Below are 14,909 nucleotides of genomic sequence, written 5' to 3'. Positions count from 1 at the left end.
AGGACTGAGCATGCCCGAGTACCGCGCCATTAACGACCGTGTCGAAGAGCGCTTTCATCAACCGGACGCGGCCACCCGCGCCCTGCAACAAAAAACCGGTGTCCTGCTCACCAATTTGGGCACTCCCGATGCACCGGAAGCCTCGGCCCTGCGCCGCTACCTGAATCAATTTCTGTCCGACCCGCGCGTGATTGAAGTGCCGCGTCTGCTCTGGTGGCTGATTCTGCACGGTGTCATCCTGCGCATTCGTCCCAAACGCTCCGCGGAAGCCTACAAAAGTGTTTGGACCGACGAGGGCTCGCCCCTGCTGACCATCAGCCGGCAACAAACCGAGGCCGTGCAAAACGCTCTGGGCGATAAAGCTGTGGTGAAATTGGGGATGCGCTATGGCAACCCTTCCATCGCCAGCGCCCTGCGCGAGTTTCAGGAACTGGGCATCCGACGCATCGTGGTGCTGCCGCTCTACCCCCAGTACTCCGCCGCCACCACCGGCTCCACTTTCGACGCCATCGCCCGGGAACTGACCCACTGGCGCTGGGTGCCGGAGCTGCACTTTCTCAATGGCTATGTGGATAACCCGCTCTTTATCCACGCCCTGGCCCAGAGCGTACAGGAGCACATCAGCGCCCACGGCATGCCCGACAAGATTCTGTTTTCCTATCATGGCACCCCCAAACGCTACCTGACCTCGGGCGACCCCTACCACTGCCTGTGCCACAAAACCACACGCCTGGTGCGGGAAAAGCTCGGGCTGAGCGAAGACCAGTGCATGACGACCTTTCAGTCCCGTTTTGGCCGGGAGGAATGGCTCAAGCCCTACACCGACGAAGTCCTGAAAGCCCTGCCCGGCGAAGGCGTGAAAAACATCGCCATCCTGTCACCGGCTTTCAGCGCCGACTGCCTGGAAACCCTGGAAGAACTGGAAGAGGAAAACCGCGGGTATTTTATGGACGCCGGCGGCGAGGAATATCATTACATCCCTGCCCTGAATGACCGGCCGGATCATATCGCCGCGATTGTCGATGTGCTGCGTAGCTGCCGTATCTGAAGCTGAGTGCTCCCGTGCCGAACCGGATGTTGGTTGCCACAATGCCGAATCAAAGGTTCAGTGCCACAGTGTGGAGATAGCAGGTTCAGTGCCACAGGTGTCGGATTACGCCTTCGGCTAATCCGACCTACTGGAAAGAACCCACCCATGTTCGAGTAGGTCGGATTAGCGCAGCGTAATCCGACAAAACACCGCCAAACTCAAGACAGGGTCCCGATGCCTTACCCCAACACCGTTCGCAGCATTTGTATCGCCAAGCCGATCAGCAACAGGGCAAACAGCTTCTTCAGCGTGGACACGGGTAGTTTGTGCGCGAGCCTGGCGCCGAGCGGGGCGGTCAGAACGCTGACCGCCGCAATGGCCAGTACTGCGGGCCAGAAAATATAGCCCACGGTGTACTCGGGCAAACCCCTGACGGGAAGACCGTTGACGAAATACCCGAAGGCCCCGGCACAAGCGATGGGTAAGCCCACCGCCGCCGAGGTCCCGATGGCGGTCTGCAGGCGCACATTGCACCAGGTGAGAAAGGGTACGGTCATGGTCCCGCCACCGATAGCCACCAGCGCGGAGATCCCGCCGATGCCAGTGCCGACCGAGGTCATCCCCCAAGGGCCGGGCAGTTGCCGGCTCGGTTGCGGTTTGCGGTTGAGGATCATCTGCACGGCGACATAGCTCATAAACACCGCAAAAAACACGGCGAGCGGTTCCGAGGGCAGCCAGGTGGCCAGAAAAGTGCCCGCGAAGGTCCCCACCAGAGCCCCTGGCGCCAGGGCCGAGACCGCTTTCCAGTGCACAGCATTGCGCCGGTTGTGGGCGCGCAAGCTGGCAACAGCGGTGGGAATGATCGCGGCCATGGAAGTCCCCAAAGCCATGTGCATAACATCGCCATCATCCACCCCCAAAGCCACAAAAATCAATGCCAGTATCGGCACCATGATACCGCCGCCACCAATACCGAAGAGCCCGGCCGCAAAACCTGTGACACCCCCCAAGCATAAAAATACCGCAATCCACGTCAACTCCACGACAACCTCTCAGTCGGCTCAAGCACCCAAGAATACCATGGCAAGCTACCCTCCCTCCCTTTCGCGCCATTGCGAGGCACGACCCACGAATAGCGCACCAAGACACAGCGGCATAACTCGCCAACTGGCGGGCAATTTTAGTGCAGATAGTCGCACAACCCCAAAACTGTGCACGATTGCTGTGCACCCTGAGTTTGCGACGGAATACGAAAACGCCCGCATGATCAATAAAAAATTCATTAAATTCAATAGCTTATGCTTATTTTCTGGCAGTTGGATCGTTTCTTGCGGACGAACTGAACACAACATCAGTCTGCCAACGATTGGCTACCGTTAACCTCTGACTTTATATGGACCTCTTATGTCGTACTTACTTCCCTCCGAATTCGCCACCAAAATGGTGGACACCGGCGAATCCAAACTGTTTATGGCCAACCGCGACGCGTTTATCCGCGCGTTTATGGCCGGTGCCATCCTCGCCTTGGCCGCCGTATTTGCGGTGACGGTCGCCGTGCAGACCGGCTCACCGCTGGTGGGTGCACTGCTGTTTCCGGTGGGTTTCTGTATGCTTTACCTGATGGGCTTCGACCTGCTCACCGGGGTCTTTGTGCTGACGCCGCTGGCCTACTTCGATCGCCGCCCCGGTGTCACGGTTGCCGGCATCTTTCGCCATTGGGGTATTGTCTTTATGGGCAACCTGTTAGGCGCACTGCTGGTGGCCTTTTTGATGGCCATTGTCTTTACCTACGGCTTTTCCACCGACCCCGGCGTGGTCGGCGAGCGCATTGCCAACATTGGCCACGATCGCACTCTGGGTTACAAGGAACACGGCGCTGCGGGTATGCTGACCATCTTTATCCGGGGTGTCCTGTGTAACTGGATGGTGTCTCTGGGCGTGGTTGGCGCCATGATTTCCACCACCGTAAGCGGCAAGGTCATCGCCATGTGGATGCCCATCATGCTGTTCTTTGCCATGGAGTTTGAGCACTCCATTGTGAACATGTTTCTGTTTCCCTTTGCCCTGATGGTAGGCGGTGACTTTTCCATCATGGACTACATCATCTGGAACGAGCTTCCGGTAGTGATCGGCAACTTTGTCGGCGGCATTGCCCTGACCGGGCTGACCCTTTACGCCACCCACGTACGCACCGGTGCCCAACGGACCCTGTAATGCCGAACCTGCTGACGATCTCTCTGGGCCAGTATTCCAGTGCGGGGCGCAAGCCCCGCAATCAGGACTTTCACGGTGCCTGCATTCCCGAGCCACCACAACTGACCACCAAAGGCATCGCCCTGGCACTGGCCGACGGTATCAGCAGTAGCGATGTCAGCCATATCGCCAGCCAGGCCACGGTGGCCAGTTTTCTGGAAGACTACTACTGCACACCGGAGACCTGGTCGGTCAAGCAGTCCGCCCAGCGGGTACTCATGGCCACCAACTCCTGGTTGCACGCCCAAACCTCGCGCAGCCCCTATCGCTTTGACAAAGACCGGGGCTATGTCTGCACCCTGAGCGCACTGGTGTTCAAGGGCCAGCAAGGCCATCTGTTTCATGTCGGCGATGCCCGTATCTACCGACGCCAGGGCGACAGGCTGGAACCCCTGACCGAGGATCACCGCCACTGGCTCAACCGGGACGAGAGCCTGCTGAGCCGGGCCATGGGCGTCAAGCAACATCTGGAGATTGACTACCAGCGTCTGGCCCTGACGCAGGGGGATACCTTTGTGCTGGCCACAGACGGGGTCTACGAGTTTTGTGATGAACCCACCATGGTGGCGGCTATTGATGCGGCGGCCAACCTGGATGAGGCCGCCCGGGCCATCGTCGAGCAGGCCCTGGAACGGGGCAGCGACGATAACCTCACCGTGCAGGTGGCCCGCATTGACTCACTGCCCGATCGCGCCGGTCAGAGCAATGTGCAGGCGCTCGCGCAGCTGCCCCCGCCGCCACCGCTCGAGCCCGGGAAAGTGCTGGACGGCTACCGGGTCGTACGCAAGCTGCACGCCAGCAGCCGCAGTCACGTCTACCTGGTGCAGGATGGCGCCACGGGCGAGCGGCGCGTACTCAAAACCCTGTCCACCGAGTTGGGCGCCGACCCGGCACAGGTGGAGCGCTTTCTCACCGAGGAGTGGATTGCCCGGCGTATCGCCAGCCCCCAGGTGGCCCAGTCTTTCCCGCCCGAAGGCGAGCGCAGTTGTCTGTATACCCTGAGCGAGTATATTCAGGGACGCAGCCTGAGCCAGTGGCTGCGGGACAACCCGCGCCCCAGCCTTACCCAGGTGCGCCATATCGTCGAACAGATTGCCCAGGGCCTGCGCGCCTTTCACCGGCTGGAAATGCTGCACCAGGATCTGCGCCCGGACAACATCATGATTGACGATAACGACGCGATAAAGATCATCGATTTCGGCTCTACCCGAGTGGCGGGTCTGACAGAAACCGATGCCGACCCGGGGGACGAGCCCCTGTTGGGCACCGCCCAGTACACGGCGCCGGAGTATTTTGTGGGTGGCTTCATATCTCCGCGGGCCGACCTCTACTCGCTGGCGGTGATCACCTACCAGATGCTGACCGGGCATATGCCCTACGGCACTCAGGTCGCAAAGGCCCGCACCCGCGCCGCCCAGCACAAGTTGCGCTATCAGCCGGCAATGACCCACAACCCGGCGTTGCCCTTCTGGCTGGACGATGTGCTGAAAAAGGCCCTGCACCCCAACCCTTTCAAGCGCTATGCCGAGCTGTCGGAGTTCACCGTCAACCTGCGTCAACCGGACCCGGCGCTGCTCAACAAAACCCGCCCGGCACTGATCGAGCGCAATCCGGTGCGCTTTTGGCAGGTGTGCTCACTGGCGCTGGCACTGACCAGCCTGGGGCTGCTCGCGGCGCTTCTTCACTAGCCGGGCACTGGCTCAGGAGAGTGCTATAATGCGCAGCTTTTAAGTCGATCATCTGCCCATGAGCCGTTCCCGTTTCGAAAAGTTCAAGCGCGTGCTGAGCCAGCGCCAGCACGACATGACCGTGCTCACCGACGAAGTACACAAGGCCCAGAACGTCTCGGCCATCCTGCGTACCGCCGACGCGGCGGGCATTGCGCACATGCATATGGTGCAGCCCGAGCGCGGCCGTCTGGTATACCACCACACGTCCGGCGGCAGCAGCCGGTTTACCGGTGTCAGCATTCACCCCGACATAAAAACCGGCATGGATACCCTGCGTGCCCAAGGCATGACACTCTACGCCGCCCACTGGTCCGACCGGGCAATACACTACCGGGAGGCCGATTTTACCCGACCGTTTGCGCTGATCATGGGGGCAGAAAAGAAAGGCTTAAGTGACTACGCCGCCGAGCATGCAGATGAGCACCTGACGATTCCCATTATCGGGATGGTGGAAAGTTACAATGTGAGTGTCGCGGCGGGCATCATCTTGCAGGAAGCGCTGCACCAGCGGCAGGCCAAAGGCATGTACGAACAGGAAGTGGACGAGTGGGATCCGGCGGTGCGGGAACTGCTGTTTCGCTGGATGCACCCGCAGATGGTCCGTTACTGCGAGCGCTTCAAGTTGCCCTTCCCGGAGATGGACGAGGACGGTGACATAATCCCGCCAAAGGATCCTGCCTACCGCCGTCCGCCGCGCAAGGGCGCCTAGCCAAACTGGCTGGAGGTCGTCCGGCAGGCGTTGTACAGCCGGGAGTAACGCCGGTCGGCCCAACGGCCATAAATCGCATCCACCCAGCGGCCAACCAGCGGCCAGCGCAGCGGCTTGAACAGCCACCCCAGGTGGGTATAAGACCAGGCGGCCAGGGTCGCATCGGCACCCAGCTCCCACCGGCCGTCGGGCAGGCGCAAATGCAGACGGCGCAGCATCCATTCACGCTCAAGTTCGGTGATGTTATCCAGGCTGTGGATGTCGATCAAATGCAGGTTGTCCCGCTTAAACCGGTGCAGCAGCTGCATCTCGCGCCGACACAAGGGGCACATCCCGTCGTAGTACAGACGTGCGGGGCTATCAATTATCTCTGTCATGGCATGGTCCTGACGTTATGGTTATTGTCGGTACGGGCCTGTCTATAGCGCAGATCATCACCTCTGAAAGGTTGGCGCGCTAATCCCGTTTTTTGTGCTTCTCCATGCGATCCAGTTCATTCTGGTACTTTTCCAGCTCTTCCCAGTCATGGGGCGTCCCCGCGTTCAGGTGCTCAGGGTGCTGGGCACGCTTGCGGGCTTGCGCTTCGAGCGAGTGGTCAACGTCCTGCCCCTCCTTCTCCTTCATTTGCCTCTCATAGCGCTTTAAAAACTCGGACGCTTTCATAACTTTTTCCTCACTACTCACCATAGTTATACGCAATCATTTTGTAAACAGGGAGGGTTTTTTACCCTTCTTATCAAAATGTTATAAAAGACCCTCCCTACCATCTCCCGTTAGAGCAAAAAAATATAACCACAGGGTAATTTTCCACCCCACCTTATAGTCTCATTAAACATTTGTGTGCTATGGTTTTAGCTCGTCGTCATAGTGACTATTAGTTGCTGAAAGCAAGAACATGACGGCGACACCTAACCGGAAGGAATCGGCCGAGCCACGGCCCTCTCGCAGTTTAAGAATAAGATACCGAGGACAATCACTATGTTATACAGACTCCTGATAGCCTTTTTTGCGCTAACTATGATTACTGCCTGCGGTAGCAGCAGTAGCAATGACGATCCACCTCCCTCTGCCAACGGTAACGGTAACGGCGGTGATAACGGCAACGGCACCAATGGTAATGGCAACGGTGGCGACAACGGTAACGGCACCAATGGCAATGGCAACGGTGGCGACAATGGCAACGGCAACGGTGGCGACAACGGCAACGGCACCAATGGCAATGGCAATGGCAACGGTGGCGATAACGGCAACGGCAATGGCGGCGATACCGAAGCACCCGAACTGCCTGAGGAAGGCGATCTCAGCTTCCGCTTCGTCGATAGTATTGATGGCTGGCACCTCAACGGCACCGGCAACACCACCACGCTCGACAACGAGTACATGCAGATCGCCCACGACAGCGAGCACGAAGCACTGACGCTGACCCCGAAAGACTGGGAGGCCGACAACTGGCGGCTTCAGGCTCGTTATGAGCTAGAGGAAGGGGTTAATTTCGTCGACGCTACGGTCATTTTGGTGGCGGATATTCCCCAGGCATATCTGGATGACGAGGCGCTGGCGATTCAACTGATCCTGCTGGGCAACAGCGGCGACAGCTATGGCGACTTCATCACTCTCGCGCACTACGATGCCGAAACCCAACGCATCGAACTGGACCTTGGCGAACGCGCCGACGACCTGAGCCATATCGGTATCGTTGCCATTCAGTTTGCGCAGCCACCCGCGGACGAAGCCATCAACGACCCTATTGCGGTACGCTCGCTTGACTTCTACCTCGCTCACGACGATGAAGAAGACGAGGAAGATGAGAACGGCGGCACCCAAGAGCCTGAGGGCGATATCGTTTACAGTTTCAGCGACAACATTGACGACTGGTATCTGAACGGCGCGGGCCCTGGCACCACCACTAGCGATAACATCGAGATCGCTCACGACGCCGAAGCGGGCGCCATGGTAATCACACCCATCAACTGGGGCGCAGACACGTGGCAGCTCGAACCTCGCGCGGATATTCCCGCAACCGACCTGTCCGGCGCGACCATCACCTTCGTTGTGGACATTCCACAGTCATACGCCGATGACGGCAACTTGCGCCTGCAACTGTCGGCCGATGGCCAATACCTGGGATGGCTGGAAGTGGTTGCCGGTGAAAACACCCTTACAGGTACCGTCGGTGACGACATCGCGACTGAAGCCACCTCTTTCGGTATTCAGCTGGCTCGGGCGCCGACCGACGAGGACATCAAGGATCCGATTCTGGTCAAATCTGTGGCTGTTGTGCTCGCCACGGAGGAGGAAGAAGAGGAAGACAACAGTATCCAGCTTTCCTTGGAGAGCGGCTGGCGCACCAACCCCGGTGCCGTAGAGTTTGATTACATCCCTGAAGGGGTCACCTACTCTCCGGTAGCCGAGAACGACCAGCTGGTTTACGATCTGGCGGGCCCAGCCGATGTTCATGGTCGCGTGCTCGAAGTCGCCCTGCAGGTCGATCAGGCGTTTATCGACAGCGGCGCCAGTCTTGAACTGCTGATTCAGGAGAAAGGCAGTTGGAGTGGTTCATTCTGTGCGATTACAGAAACTCTGGAAGACCAAGTGCCCGCACTGGTTACCTGCACGGCCAACGCTGATAATGAACTACTGAGCCCCGCTGAGGGCGAAGAAATTCAGCTGGGCATCCAAGCCAAAGGCAGCCCTGCAGGTACGGTTCGACTGATGATGGTGCAGATCCGCGACCCGGATTAATGCCACAACAATAATCAGTAACCCACAAAAAAGGGGCCGCAATCTGCGGCCCCTTTTTTGATCAAACGCTTAAGCAAAAACAGTTACTTCTTCGCGCGCTTGCGCTCGTTCTCGGTCAGCAGTTTCTTACGCAGACGAATGCTCTGCGGCGTGACTTCGACCAGTTCATCGTCTTCGATAAACTCCAGTGCCTGCTCCAGGGTGTGGCGCACTGGCGGGGACAGCGTCAACGCCTCATCGGTACCCGCAGCGCGGATGTTGTTGAGCTGCTTGGCTTTGGTGGGGTTGACCACCAGGTCATTGCTGCGCGAGTGCAAGCCCACGATCTGGCCTTCGTAAACTTCCGCCCCGTGTCCCAGGAACAGGCGACCGCGATCCTGCAGCGTATAGAGGGCGTAGGCCAGCGTCTTGCCTTTTACCATGGACACCAGCACGCCATTCTGGCGGCTGACCACGTCGCCGCCTTTGACCGGACCGTAGTGGTCAAAGATGCTGGTCATGATGCCCGAACCCGAGGTCAGGGTCAGGAACTGGCCGCGGAAACCGATCAGGCCCCGTGACGGTACGATGAACTCCAGCTTGACCCGACCCTTGCCGTCCGGCTCCATATTGGTCATCTCGGCCTTGCGCAGCCCCAGCTCTTCCATAACAGAGCCCTGGTGCTGATCTTCTACGTCGATCACTACCTGTTCGAACGGCTCGTGAATTTCACCGTCGACCTCTTTCTGGATCACCTCGGGACGGGATACGCCCAGCTCGAAACCTTCGCGACGCATGTTTTCGATCAATACCGACAAGTGCAACTCGCCGCGACCGGAGACCTTGAACTTGTCCGGGGTATCGCCCGGCTTCACGCGCAGCGCCACGTTGTGAATCAGCTCCTGCTCCAGGCGCTCACGGATGTTGCGGCTGGTGACGAACTTGCCTTCCTTGCCCGCGAAGGGCGAGTCGTTGACCTGGAAGGTCATGCTTACGGTAGGCTCATCCACGGTCAGCGGCGGCAGCGCCTCAACCTGCTCGGGGTTACACAGGGTGTCGGAAATGCTCAGGCCGTCGATACCGGTAATACAGACAATATCACCGGCGGTGGCGCGGTCGGTTTCCACCCGCTCCAGGCCGTGGTGCCCCATGACCTGCAATACCTTGGCTTTGCGCGGCTTGCCCTTGGCATCAACCACAACCACCGGCTGGTTGGGTACCAGGCTGCCTCGGGTGATACGGCCGATACCGATAACACCCACATAGCTGTTGTAGTCCAGCGCCGAAATCTGCATCTGGAACGGGCCATCGATATCCACATCCGGCGATTTGACCTGATTGACGATCATCTCGAACAGCGGCGTCATATCATCCGCCAGCTCCTCGGGCGAGGGGCCAGCCACGCCGTTCAAGGCAGAGGTGTAGATGATCGGGAAATCGAGCTGCTCATCGGTCGCGCCCAGGCGGTCGAACAGGTCGAAAATCTGGTCGATAACCCAGTCCGGACGGGCACCCGGGCGATCAACCTTGTTAACCACAACAATCGGGTGCAAACCTTTTTCAAACGCCTTGCTGGTTACGAAGCGGGTCTGGGGCATGGGGCCGTCGACGGCATCCACCAGCAACAGCACCGAGTCCACCATCGACAGTACCCGCTCTACCTCGCCACCGAAGTCGGCGTGCCCGGGGGTGTCTACGATGTTGATGCGGTATTCGTTCCAGCGGATCGCGGTGTTCTTGGCGAGAATGGTGATACCCCGCTCGCGCTCCTGATCGTTGGAGTCCATGATGCGCTCAGAGCCTTCGTCACGTCGGTCCAGGGTGCCAGACTGGGACAGAAGTTTGTCTACCAGTGTGGTCTTGCCGTGGTCAACGTGGGCGATAATCGCAATGTTGCGCAGGTTTTCAATAGCGGAGTTGGTCACAATGAGGGTCTCTTGACGTGCCGGGGGGTGAACTAAAGGGGCGGCATTATACCTGCCAAGGGGCCCCTACTGATATGATTTTTTAATGAATTCGGCGTTAAAGGCCAAAAAACCCGCGCCCATCGAGGTCTGGACCGAACATATCACCACCGGCGGCGTACTGAAACTGGGTAACTTCGGCGCGATTGACGCGGGTGTAGCAGTTCACCTGGTAGGTGATGGTGCGCCCCCGGGTCTCGGGGTTGGCATAGAGATCCGCCGCCATAAACACCTTGAACAGATTGTCGTCCGCGTCCAGGCGACTGGAGAAGGTATCCACCTCGAGGCTGCGCAACCGCCGCGCAAAGGTCTCCCGCGCACGTTGTTCGCACAAACTTTGGGCGTCACCCAAGGTCAGCTCGACGTGGCGGTGCATCACCCGGTCCACCACTTGCCCACCAAAGGCTGTTATCGATACACCGCTCAGATGCAGGGTGGCGAGCACAGACAACAGCACCAGCAATAAGGCGACGACGATAAAGCCGGCCAGGCTTTTTTCTTCATCCGCGTTGGATTTTCGGGAGTTTGCCATGGTTCGCTCGTGCTGCTCAGGGCCGATAAACGGCCACATTGTGATGACCCGCCTCTTTCAGGTGGGCCGCGTGCAACTGACTCATCACGCCTTTGGCACAGTAGAGCAGATAACGCCGCTCGGCGTCCAGACTCGGGAACTGTGCGCTCAGACGATAAAAAGGAATAGTAAGCACTCGCTCCGGCGGCAGCGCAAGAGGCTTAAGCTCCTGCTCATCCGGATGCCGGATGTCTACCACCAGGTCGTCACCCACCTCCGTGACGATTGCGGGCGCGTCACTGGCGCCCTCCAGGTCCATAACGACATCCTGAATTGCGCGCACCTGCAACTTCTCGAGCGCCCGCTCAAGCACGCCCATGTCGAAACCCTCTTCTGCCGACACGATTTGATCCGGTCGCGCCCGGGTTGTCGGGCGCACAGAAATCACACCGCAATACTCCGGCACCGCAGCAGAAAAGGTTTCGGTGCCAATAGCCCGGGAAATATCAATAATATCGCCCTTATCCATGACAATCAGCGGGCGCAACACCAGATGATCCGTGACCTGATCAATCACATTGAGATTGGGTAGCGTCTGGCTCGAGACCTGGGCAATACTCTCACCGGTCACCAGCGCGTGAAACTGAAAATGCTCCGCGACCCGACCAGCGGCGCGCAACATCATGCGCTTGAGCACGACGCCCATGTAGGCATTATCGACCTTGGCCAGAATCTCACCCACCACATCCTCGAACGGGACGGTGACAAACTTCACGGAGTGCGAAGCGCCGTACTTGTCCCAAAGATAGTAGGAGATTTCCTTGACCGCCATCTCGTGGGCGCGCCCACCGAGATTGAAAAAGCAGAAGTGGGTGCGCAGCCCCCGCTTCATCATCAGATAGGAGGCCACGGTGGAATCAAAGCCTCCGGACACCAGCGACAGCACCGGCTCCTGGGTGCCCAGCGGGTAGCCGCCCAGGCCCTTGCGCTGCTGCGCGACGATCAACAGGCGCTCGTCTTTGATCTCGACTCTCACCGTCACCTCCGGATAGCGCAGGTCGACACCCCGCGCCCCAGTCTGGTGCAACAATGCGCCCCCGAGGCTGCGCTCAACATCGTGGGAGGTAAAACTGTGCTGTCCGGCGCGCTTGGCACGAACCACAAAGGTTCTCCCCTCCAACGCCGGCCCCCAGTGACTGATCACCGGCGGCACCAAGGCATCCAAATCGTCACCTAGTGGGTATTCATGTACCAGTGAAAATGTGGCGATACCCGGCGTATGAGCGAGAACATCACTCACCTGAGCCGTAATCGTCGAGCCCGCCCCGGGCAGAGAGACTTCAATCTTCTCCCAGTCGCGCTGTACCCGGATGCGCTCATCGACGCCCCCGAGCAGGTGCCGCAGGTTATCGCGCAACTGGCGAATAAAGCGCTTACGCACCGGCGGGCTCTTGATAATAATTTCCGGGAATACCTTGACGATAAAATGCATATGGGCCTACTGTAACCAGCTCAAAACTGAAGGCCGAGCATTATACGGGAACGCCTCCGCGGTTCACAGGCGCGACCCGAAGCGCGAAAGCACCAAATAGGTGCATGAAGCCGGGCGCAAGCCCTGTTTTGGTGCATAGACACACCTTCATGTGATGTTTTGGTGCGAAAAACGACGGTGGACCGCCGCCTTGCTGCATTTTTGACAAGCTGGCACGCATCTTGCCCCATTCTGGGTACCTGCTGGTTGCGGCTCGCCGCCGCCAGCGACCGATTTTGTAGTACTTACTGTTTAGACTCTGTAGCCCGCGAGGCTCACAACAACCTGGAGGCATTCAATGTCCAAGACACTGGAACTGATTAAAGAACACGAAGCGCGCTGGATTGACCTGCGTTTTACCGACACTAAAGGTAAAGAGCAGCACGTCACCTACCCCGCAACCATCGTTGATGACGAGTTCTTTGAAAACGGCGCCATGTTTGACGGTTCTTCCGTTGCTGGCTGGAAAGGCATTAACGAATCCGACATGATCCTGATGCCGGACGACGAAACCGCCATCATGGACCCTTTCTCCGACGCCCCCACCGTGATCCTGCGCTGCAACATCGTTGAGCCGGCCACCATGCAAGGCTACGACCGTGACCCGCGCTCTGTCGCGCTGCGCGCCGAAGAATACCTGCAATCAACCGGTCTGGGTGACAAGGCCCTGTTTGGTCCCGAGCCGGAATTCTTTGTTTTCGATAGCGTTCAGTGGAACGCCGGCATGAGCGGTGCGTTCTACAAAATCTTCTCTGACGAAGCGGCCTGGTCTTCTGGCGACGAGTACGAAGGTGCCAACACCGGTCACCGTCCGCGCGTCAAAGGCGGCTACTTCCCGGTTCCGCCCATCGACTCGCTGCACGACATCCGCGCCGCCATGTGTGATGCCATGGAGTCCATGGGCCTGGATATCGAAGTTCACCACCACGAAGTGGCCAACGCTGGCCAGTGTGAAATCGGCGTCGGCGCCAACACGCTGGTGAAGAAGGCGGACGAAGTCCAGATCCTGAAGTACTGTGTTCACAACGTGGCTCACGCTTACGGCAAAACCGCCACCTTCATGCCCAAGCCGCTGATCGGTGACAACGGTTCCGGCATGCACGTGCACCAGTCGTTCTCCAAAAATGGCAAGAACCAGTTTGCCGGCGACAGCTACGCTGGCCTGAGCGAAACCGCTCTGTACTACATCGGCGGTATCATCAAGCACGCCCGCGCGCTGAACGCCTTCTGTAACGCCTCTACCAACTCCTACAAGCGTCTGGTACCCGGCTTTGAAGCACCGGTAAAACTGGCCTACTCGGCCCGTAACCGTTCCGCCTCAATCCGTATCCCGTTCGTGTCCAGCGAGAAGGCCAAGCGTATTGAAACCCGCTTCCCCGACCCCACTGCCAACCCCTACCTGGCATTTGCTGCCTTGTTGATGGCTGGTCTGGACGGCGTACAGAACAAAATCCACCCCGGCGACGCGGCGGACAAGAACCTGTACGATCTGCCCCCGGAAGAAGAAGCATCAATCCCGACCGTGTGCTCCAGCCTGGAACAGGCCCTGGAAGCACTGGATCAGGACCGCGACTTCCTCAAGGCTGGCGGCGTGTTCAGCGACGACTTCATCGATTCCTATATCGCTCTGAAGGAAGAGGACATCCAGCGCCTGAACATGACTCCGCACCCGGTAGAGTTCGACCTCTACTACAGCGTGTAAGTCATGCTGTGACGGCAGTCACACGACTGCCGACGCAAACGATAAAAAGCCCGCTCAGCCCGCTGAGCGGGCTTTTTCTTTATCCGGCAAGGGAATACAGTAGGGGTTTACTGGTCTATAGTGTCAACTACGCCCCGAGAGTCGCGCGCCATGATCCGCAGCCTTGCAATCGCTCCATTACTTCTTCTGGCCAGTACGGTCAGCGCCGGTGAGATATACCGCACCGTGGACGACAATGGGCGGGTTATTTTCAGCGACCATCCGGTCAACGAGCGCAGCGAATCAATCCGCCAGCGCACACCCAACACCCTGCCCGAAACCGAAATCACGGAGCGCCGACAGCCCCCGCGACAAGAGGCACCAGAGGCACCCGTTGACTACGCACTGCGGATCGCGAGCCCGGCGCAAGACGCCGTTATTCTAGCCGGTCAGCGCAATGTCACTGTCGCACTCAACCTGGACCCTCAACTGCACCCGGATCACCGTCTGGCCTACTACATGAGCGGCGAGCTGATCGCCGAGACCCGATCTACCACCCATACCATCGAAGAAATTCCCGTGGGCAGTCGCCAGCTACAAGTACGCGTGCTGGATCACGAGGGTTTTCCGGTTGCCACCTCCAACACCGTTACTGTGCACGTTCAGCGCCCTTCACTGTTACGCCCCCGTCCCAATTAGTGCACGGGGTGCACCCCCGGCAAGCACCCAGCACCATTTTGGTGCATACTCACAGAAAACCCGTCGCTCCGAGCCACAAA

The 14,909-nt window shown here is 58.8% G+C and carries 13 protein-coding genes; 7 read left to right on the top strand and 6 right to left on the bottom strand.

Features of this window, described 5'->3' with window-relative positions; genetic code table 11:
- Nucleotides 1-10: 10 nt before the first annotated feature.
- Nucleotides 11-1,048 (top strand): ferrochelatase, encoded by a 1,038-nt coding sequence (hemH, locus tag DKW72_RS13730; protein ID WP_111642949.1) that lies wholly within the window; start codon nucleotides 11-13, stop codon nucleotides 1,046-1,048.
- Between the two features lie 221 nt (nucleotides 1,049-1,269).
- Here hemH and DKW72_RS13725 read toward each other — a convergent pair whose 3' ends face one another.
- Nucleotides 1,270-2,073: a sulfite exporter TauE/SafE family protein gene (locus tag DKW72_RS13725; protein WP_111642948.1), complete on the bottom strand. Its 804-nt coding sequence runs from the start codon at nucleotides 2,071-2,073 to the stop codon at nucleotides 1,270-1,272.
- A 361-nt stretch (nucleotides 2,074-2,434) separates the two neighbouring features.
- Between DKW72_RS13725 and DKW72_RS13720 the strand changes: the two genes are divergently transcribed.
- The 3 genes from DKW72_RS13720 to DKW72_RS13710 are packed head-to-tail and all read left to right on the top strand — an operon-like array spanning nucleotide 2,435 to nucleotide 5,722.
- Nucleotides 2,435-3,244, top strand: coding sequence for a formate/nitrite transporter family protein (locus tag DKW72_RS13720; protein ID WP_111642947.1), 810 nt, complete (start codon nucleotides 2,435-2,437; stop codon nucleotides 3,242-3,244).
- Nucleotides 3,244-4,971 carry a bifunctional protein-serine/threonine kinase/phosphatase gene (locus DKW72_RS13715; RefSeq protein WP_111642946.1) on the top strand — a complete coding sequence of 576 codons (1,728 nt, stop codon included), beginning with the start codon at nucleotides 3,244-3,246 and terminating at the stop codon, nucleotides 4,969-4,971. The genes DKW72_RS13720 and DKW72_RS13715 overlap by 1 nt, the downstream gene beginning before the upstream one ends.
- Nucleotides 4,972-5,029: 58 nt before the next feature.
- A complete protein-coding gene (locus DKW72_RS13710) occupies nucleotides 5,030-5,722 on the top strand; it encodes a TrmH family RNA methyltransferase (RefSeq protein WP_111642945.1) in 693 nt (230 codons plus the stop codon).
- Here the strand turns inward: DKW72_RS13710 and DKW72_RS13705 are convergent.
- Nucleotides 5,719-6,099 carry a thiol-disulfide oxidoreductase DCC family protein gene (locus DKW72_RS13705; RefSeq protein WP_111642944.1) on the bottom strand — a complete coding sequence of 127 codons (381 nt, stop codon included), beginning with the start codon at nucleotides 6,097-6,099 and terminating at the stop codon, nucleotides 5,719-5,721. The two genes, DKW72_RS13710 and DKW72_RS13705, sit on opposite strands and share 4 nt — an antisense overlap.
- 79 nt (nucleotides 6,100-6,178) lie before the next feature.
- Entirely contained in the window at nucleotides 6,179-6,385 is a 207-nt protein-coding gene (locus DKW72_RS13700; RefSeq protein WP_111642943.1) for a peptidase S14, read from the bottom strand.
- 315 nt (nucleotides 6,386-6,700) lie between these two features.
- Between DKW72_RS13700 and DKW72_RS13695 the strand changes: the two genes are divergently transcribed.
- The gene (locus DKW72_RS13695) at nucleotides 6,701-8,464 is read left to right on the top strand and encodes a family 15 carbohydrate-binding domain-containing protein (protein WP_111642942.1); all 1,764 of its coding nucleotides are present in this window, start codon (nucleotides 6,701-6,703) and stop codon (nucleotides 8,462-8,464) included.
- An 83-nt stretch (nucleotides 8,465-8,547) separates the two neighbouring features.
- Here the strand turns inward: DKW72_RS13695 and typA are convergent, their stop codons facing one another.
- The 3 genes from typA to thiI form a co-directional block, all read right to left on the bottom strand.
- A complete protein-coding gene (gene typA / locus DKW72_RS13690) occupies nucleotides 8,548-10,371 on the bottom strand; it encodes a translational GTPase TypA (RefSeq protein ID WP_198411366.1) in 1,824 nt (607 codons plus the stop codon).
- A gap of 94 nt (nucleotides 10,372-10,465) precedes the next feature.
- Nucleotides 10,466-10,939 (bottom strand): hypothetical protein, encoded by a 474-nt coding sequence (locus DKW72_RS13685; RefSeq protein ID WP_157960501.1) that lies wholly within the window; start codon nucleotides 10,937-10,939, stop codon nucleotides 10,466-10,468.
- A 16-nt stretch (nucleotides 10,940-10,955) separates the two neighbouring features.
- On the bottom strand, nucleotides 10,956-12,410 hold the full coding sequence (gene thiI, locus DKW72_RS13680) for a tRNA uracil 4-sulfurtransferase ThiI (RefSeq protein WP_111642940.1): 1,455 nt from the start codon (nucleotides 12,408-12,410) through the stop codon (nucleotides 10,956-10,958).
- A 337-nt stretch (nucleotides 12,411-12,747) separates the two neighbouring features.
- On the opposite strand from thiI, the gene glnA reads away from it, so the two are divergent.
- Both glnA and DKW72_RS13670 read left to right on the top strand, forming a co-directional pair.
- Nucleotides 12,748-14,151, top strand: coding sequence for a glutamate--ammonia ligase (gene glnA, locus DKW72_RS13675; protein WP_111642939.1), 1,404 nt, complete (start codon nucleotides 12,748-12,750; stop codon nucleotides 14,149-14,151).
- A 150-nt stretch (nucleotides 14,152-14,301) separates the two neighbouring features.
- Entirely contained in the window at nucleotides 14,302-14,829 is a 528-nt protein-coding gene (locus tag DKW72_RS13670) for a DUF4124 domain-containing protein (RefSeq protein WP_111642938.1), read from the top strand.
- Nucleotides 14,830-14,909: the final 80 nt, after the last annotated feature.

This window comes from Marinimicrobium alkaliphilum (assembly GCF_003259155.1).
In the GTDB taxonomy this organism is placed as follows: domain Bacteria; phylum Pseudomonadota; class Gammaproteobacteria; order Pseudomonadales; family Cellvibrionaceae; genus Marinimicrobium_A; species Marinimicrobium_A alkaliphilum.
This window is presented reverse-complemented; position numbering and strand designations above follow the sequence as displayed.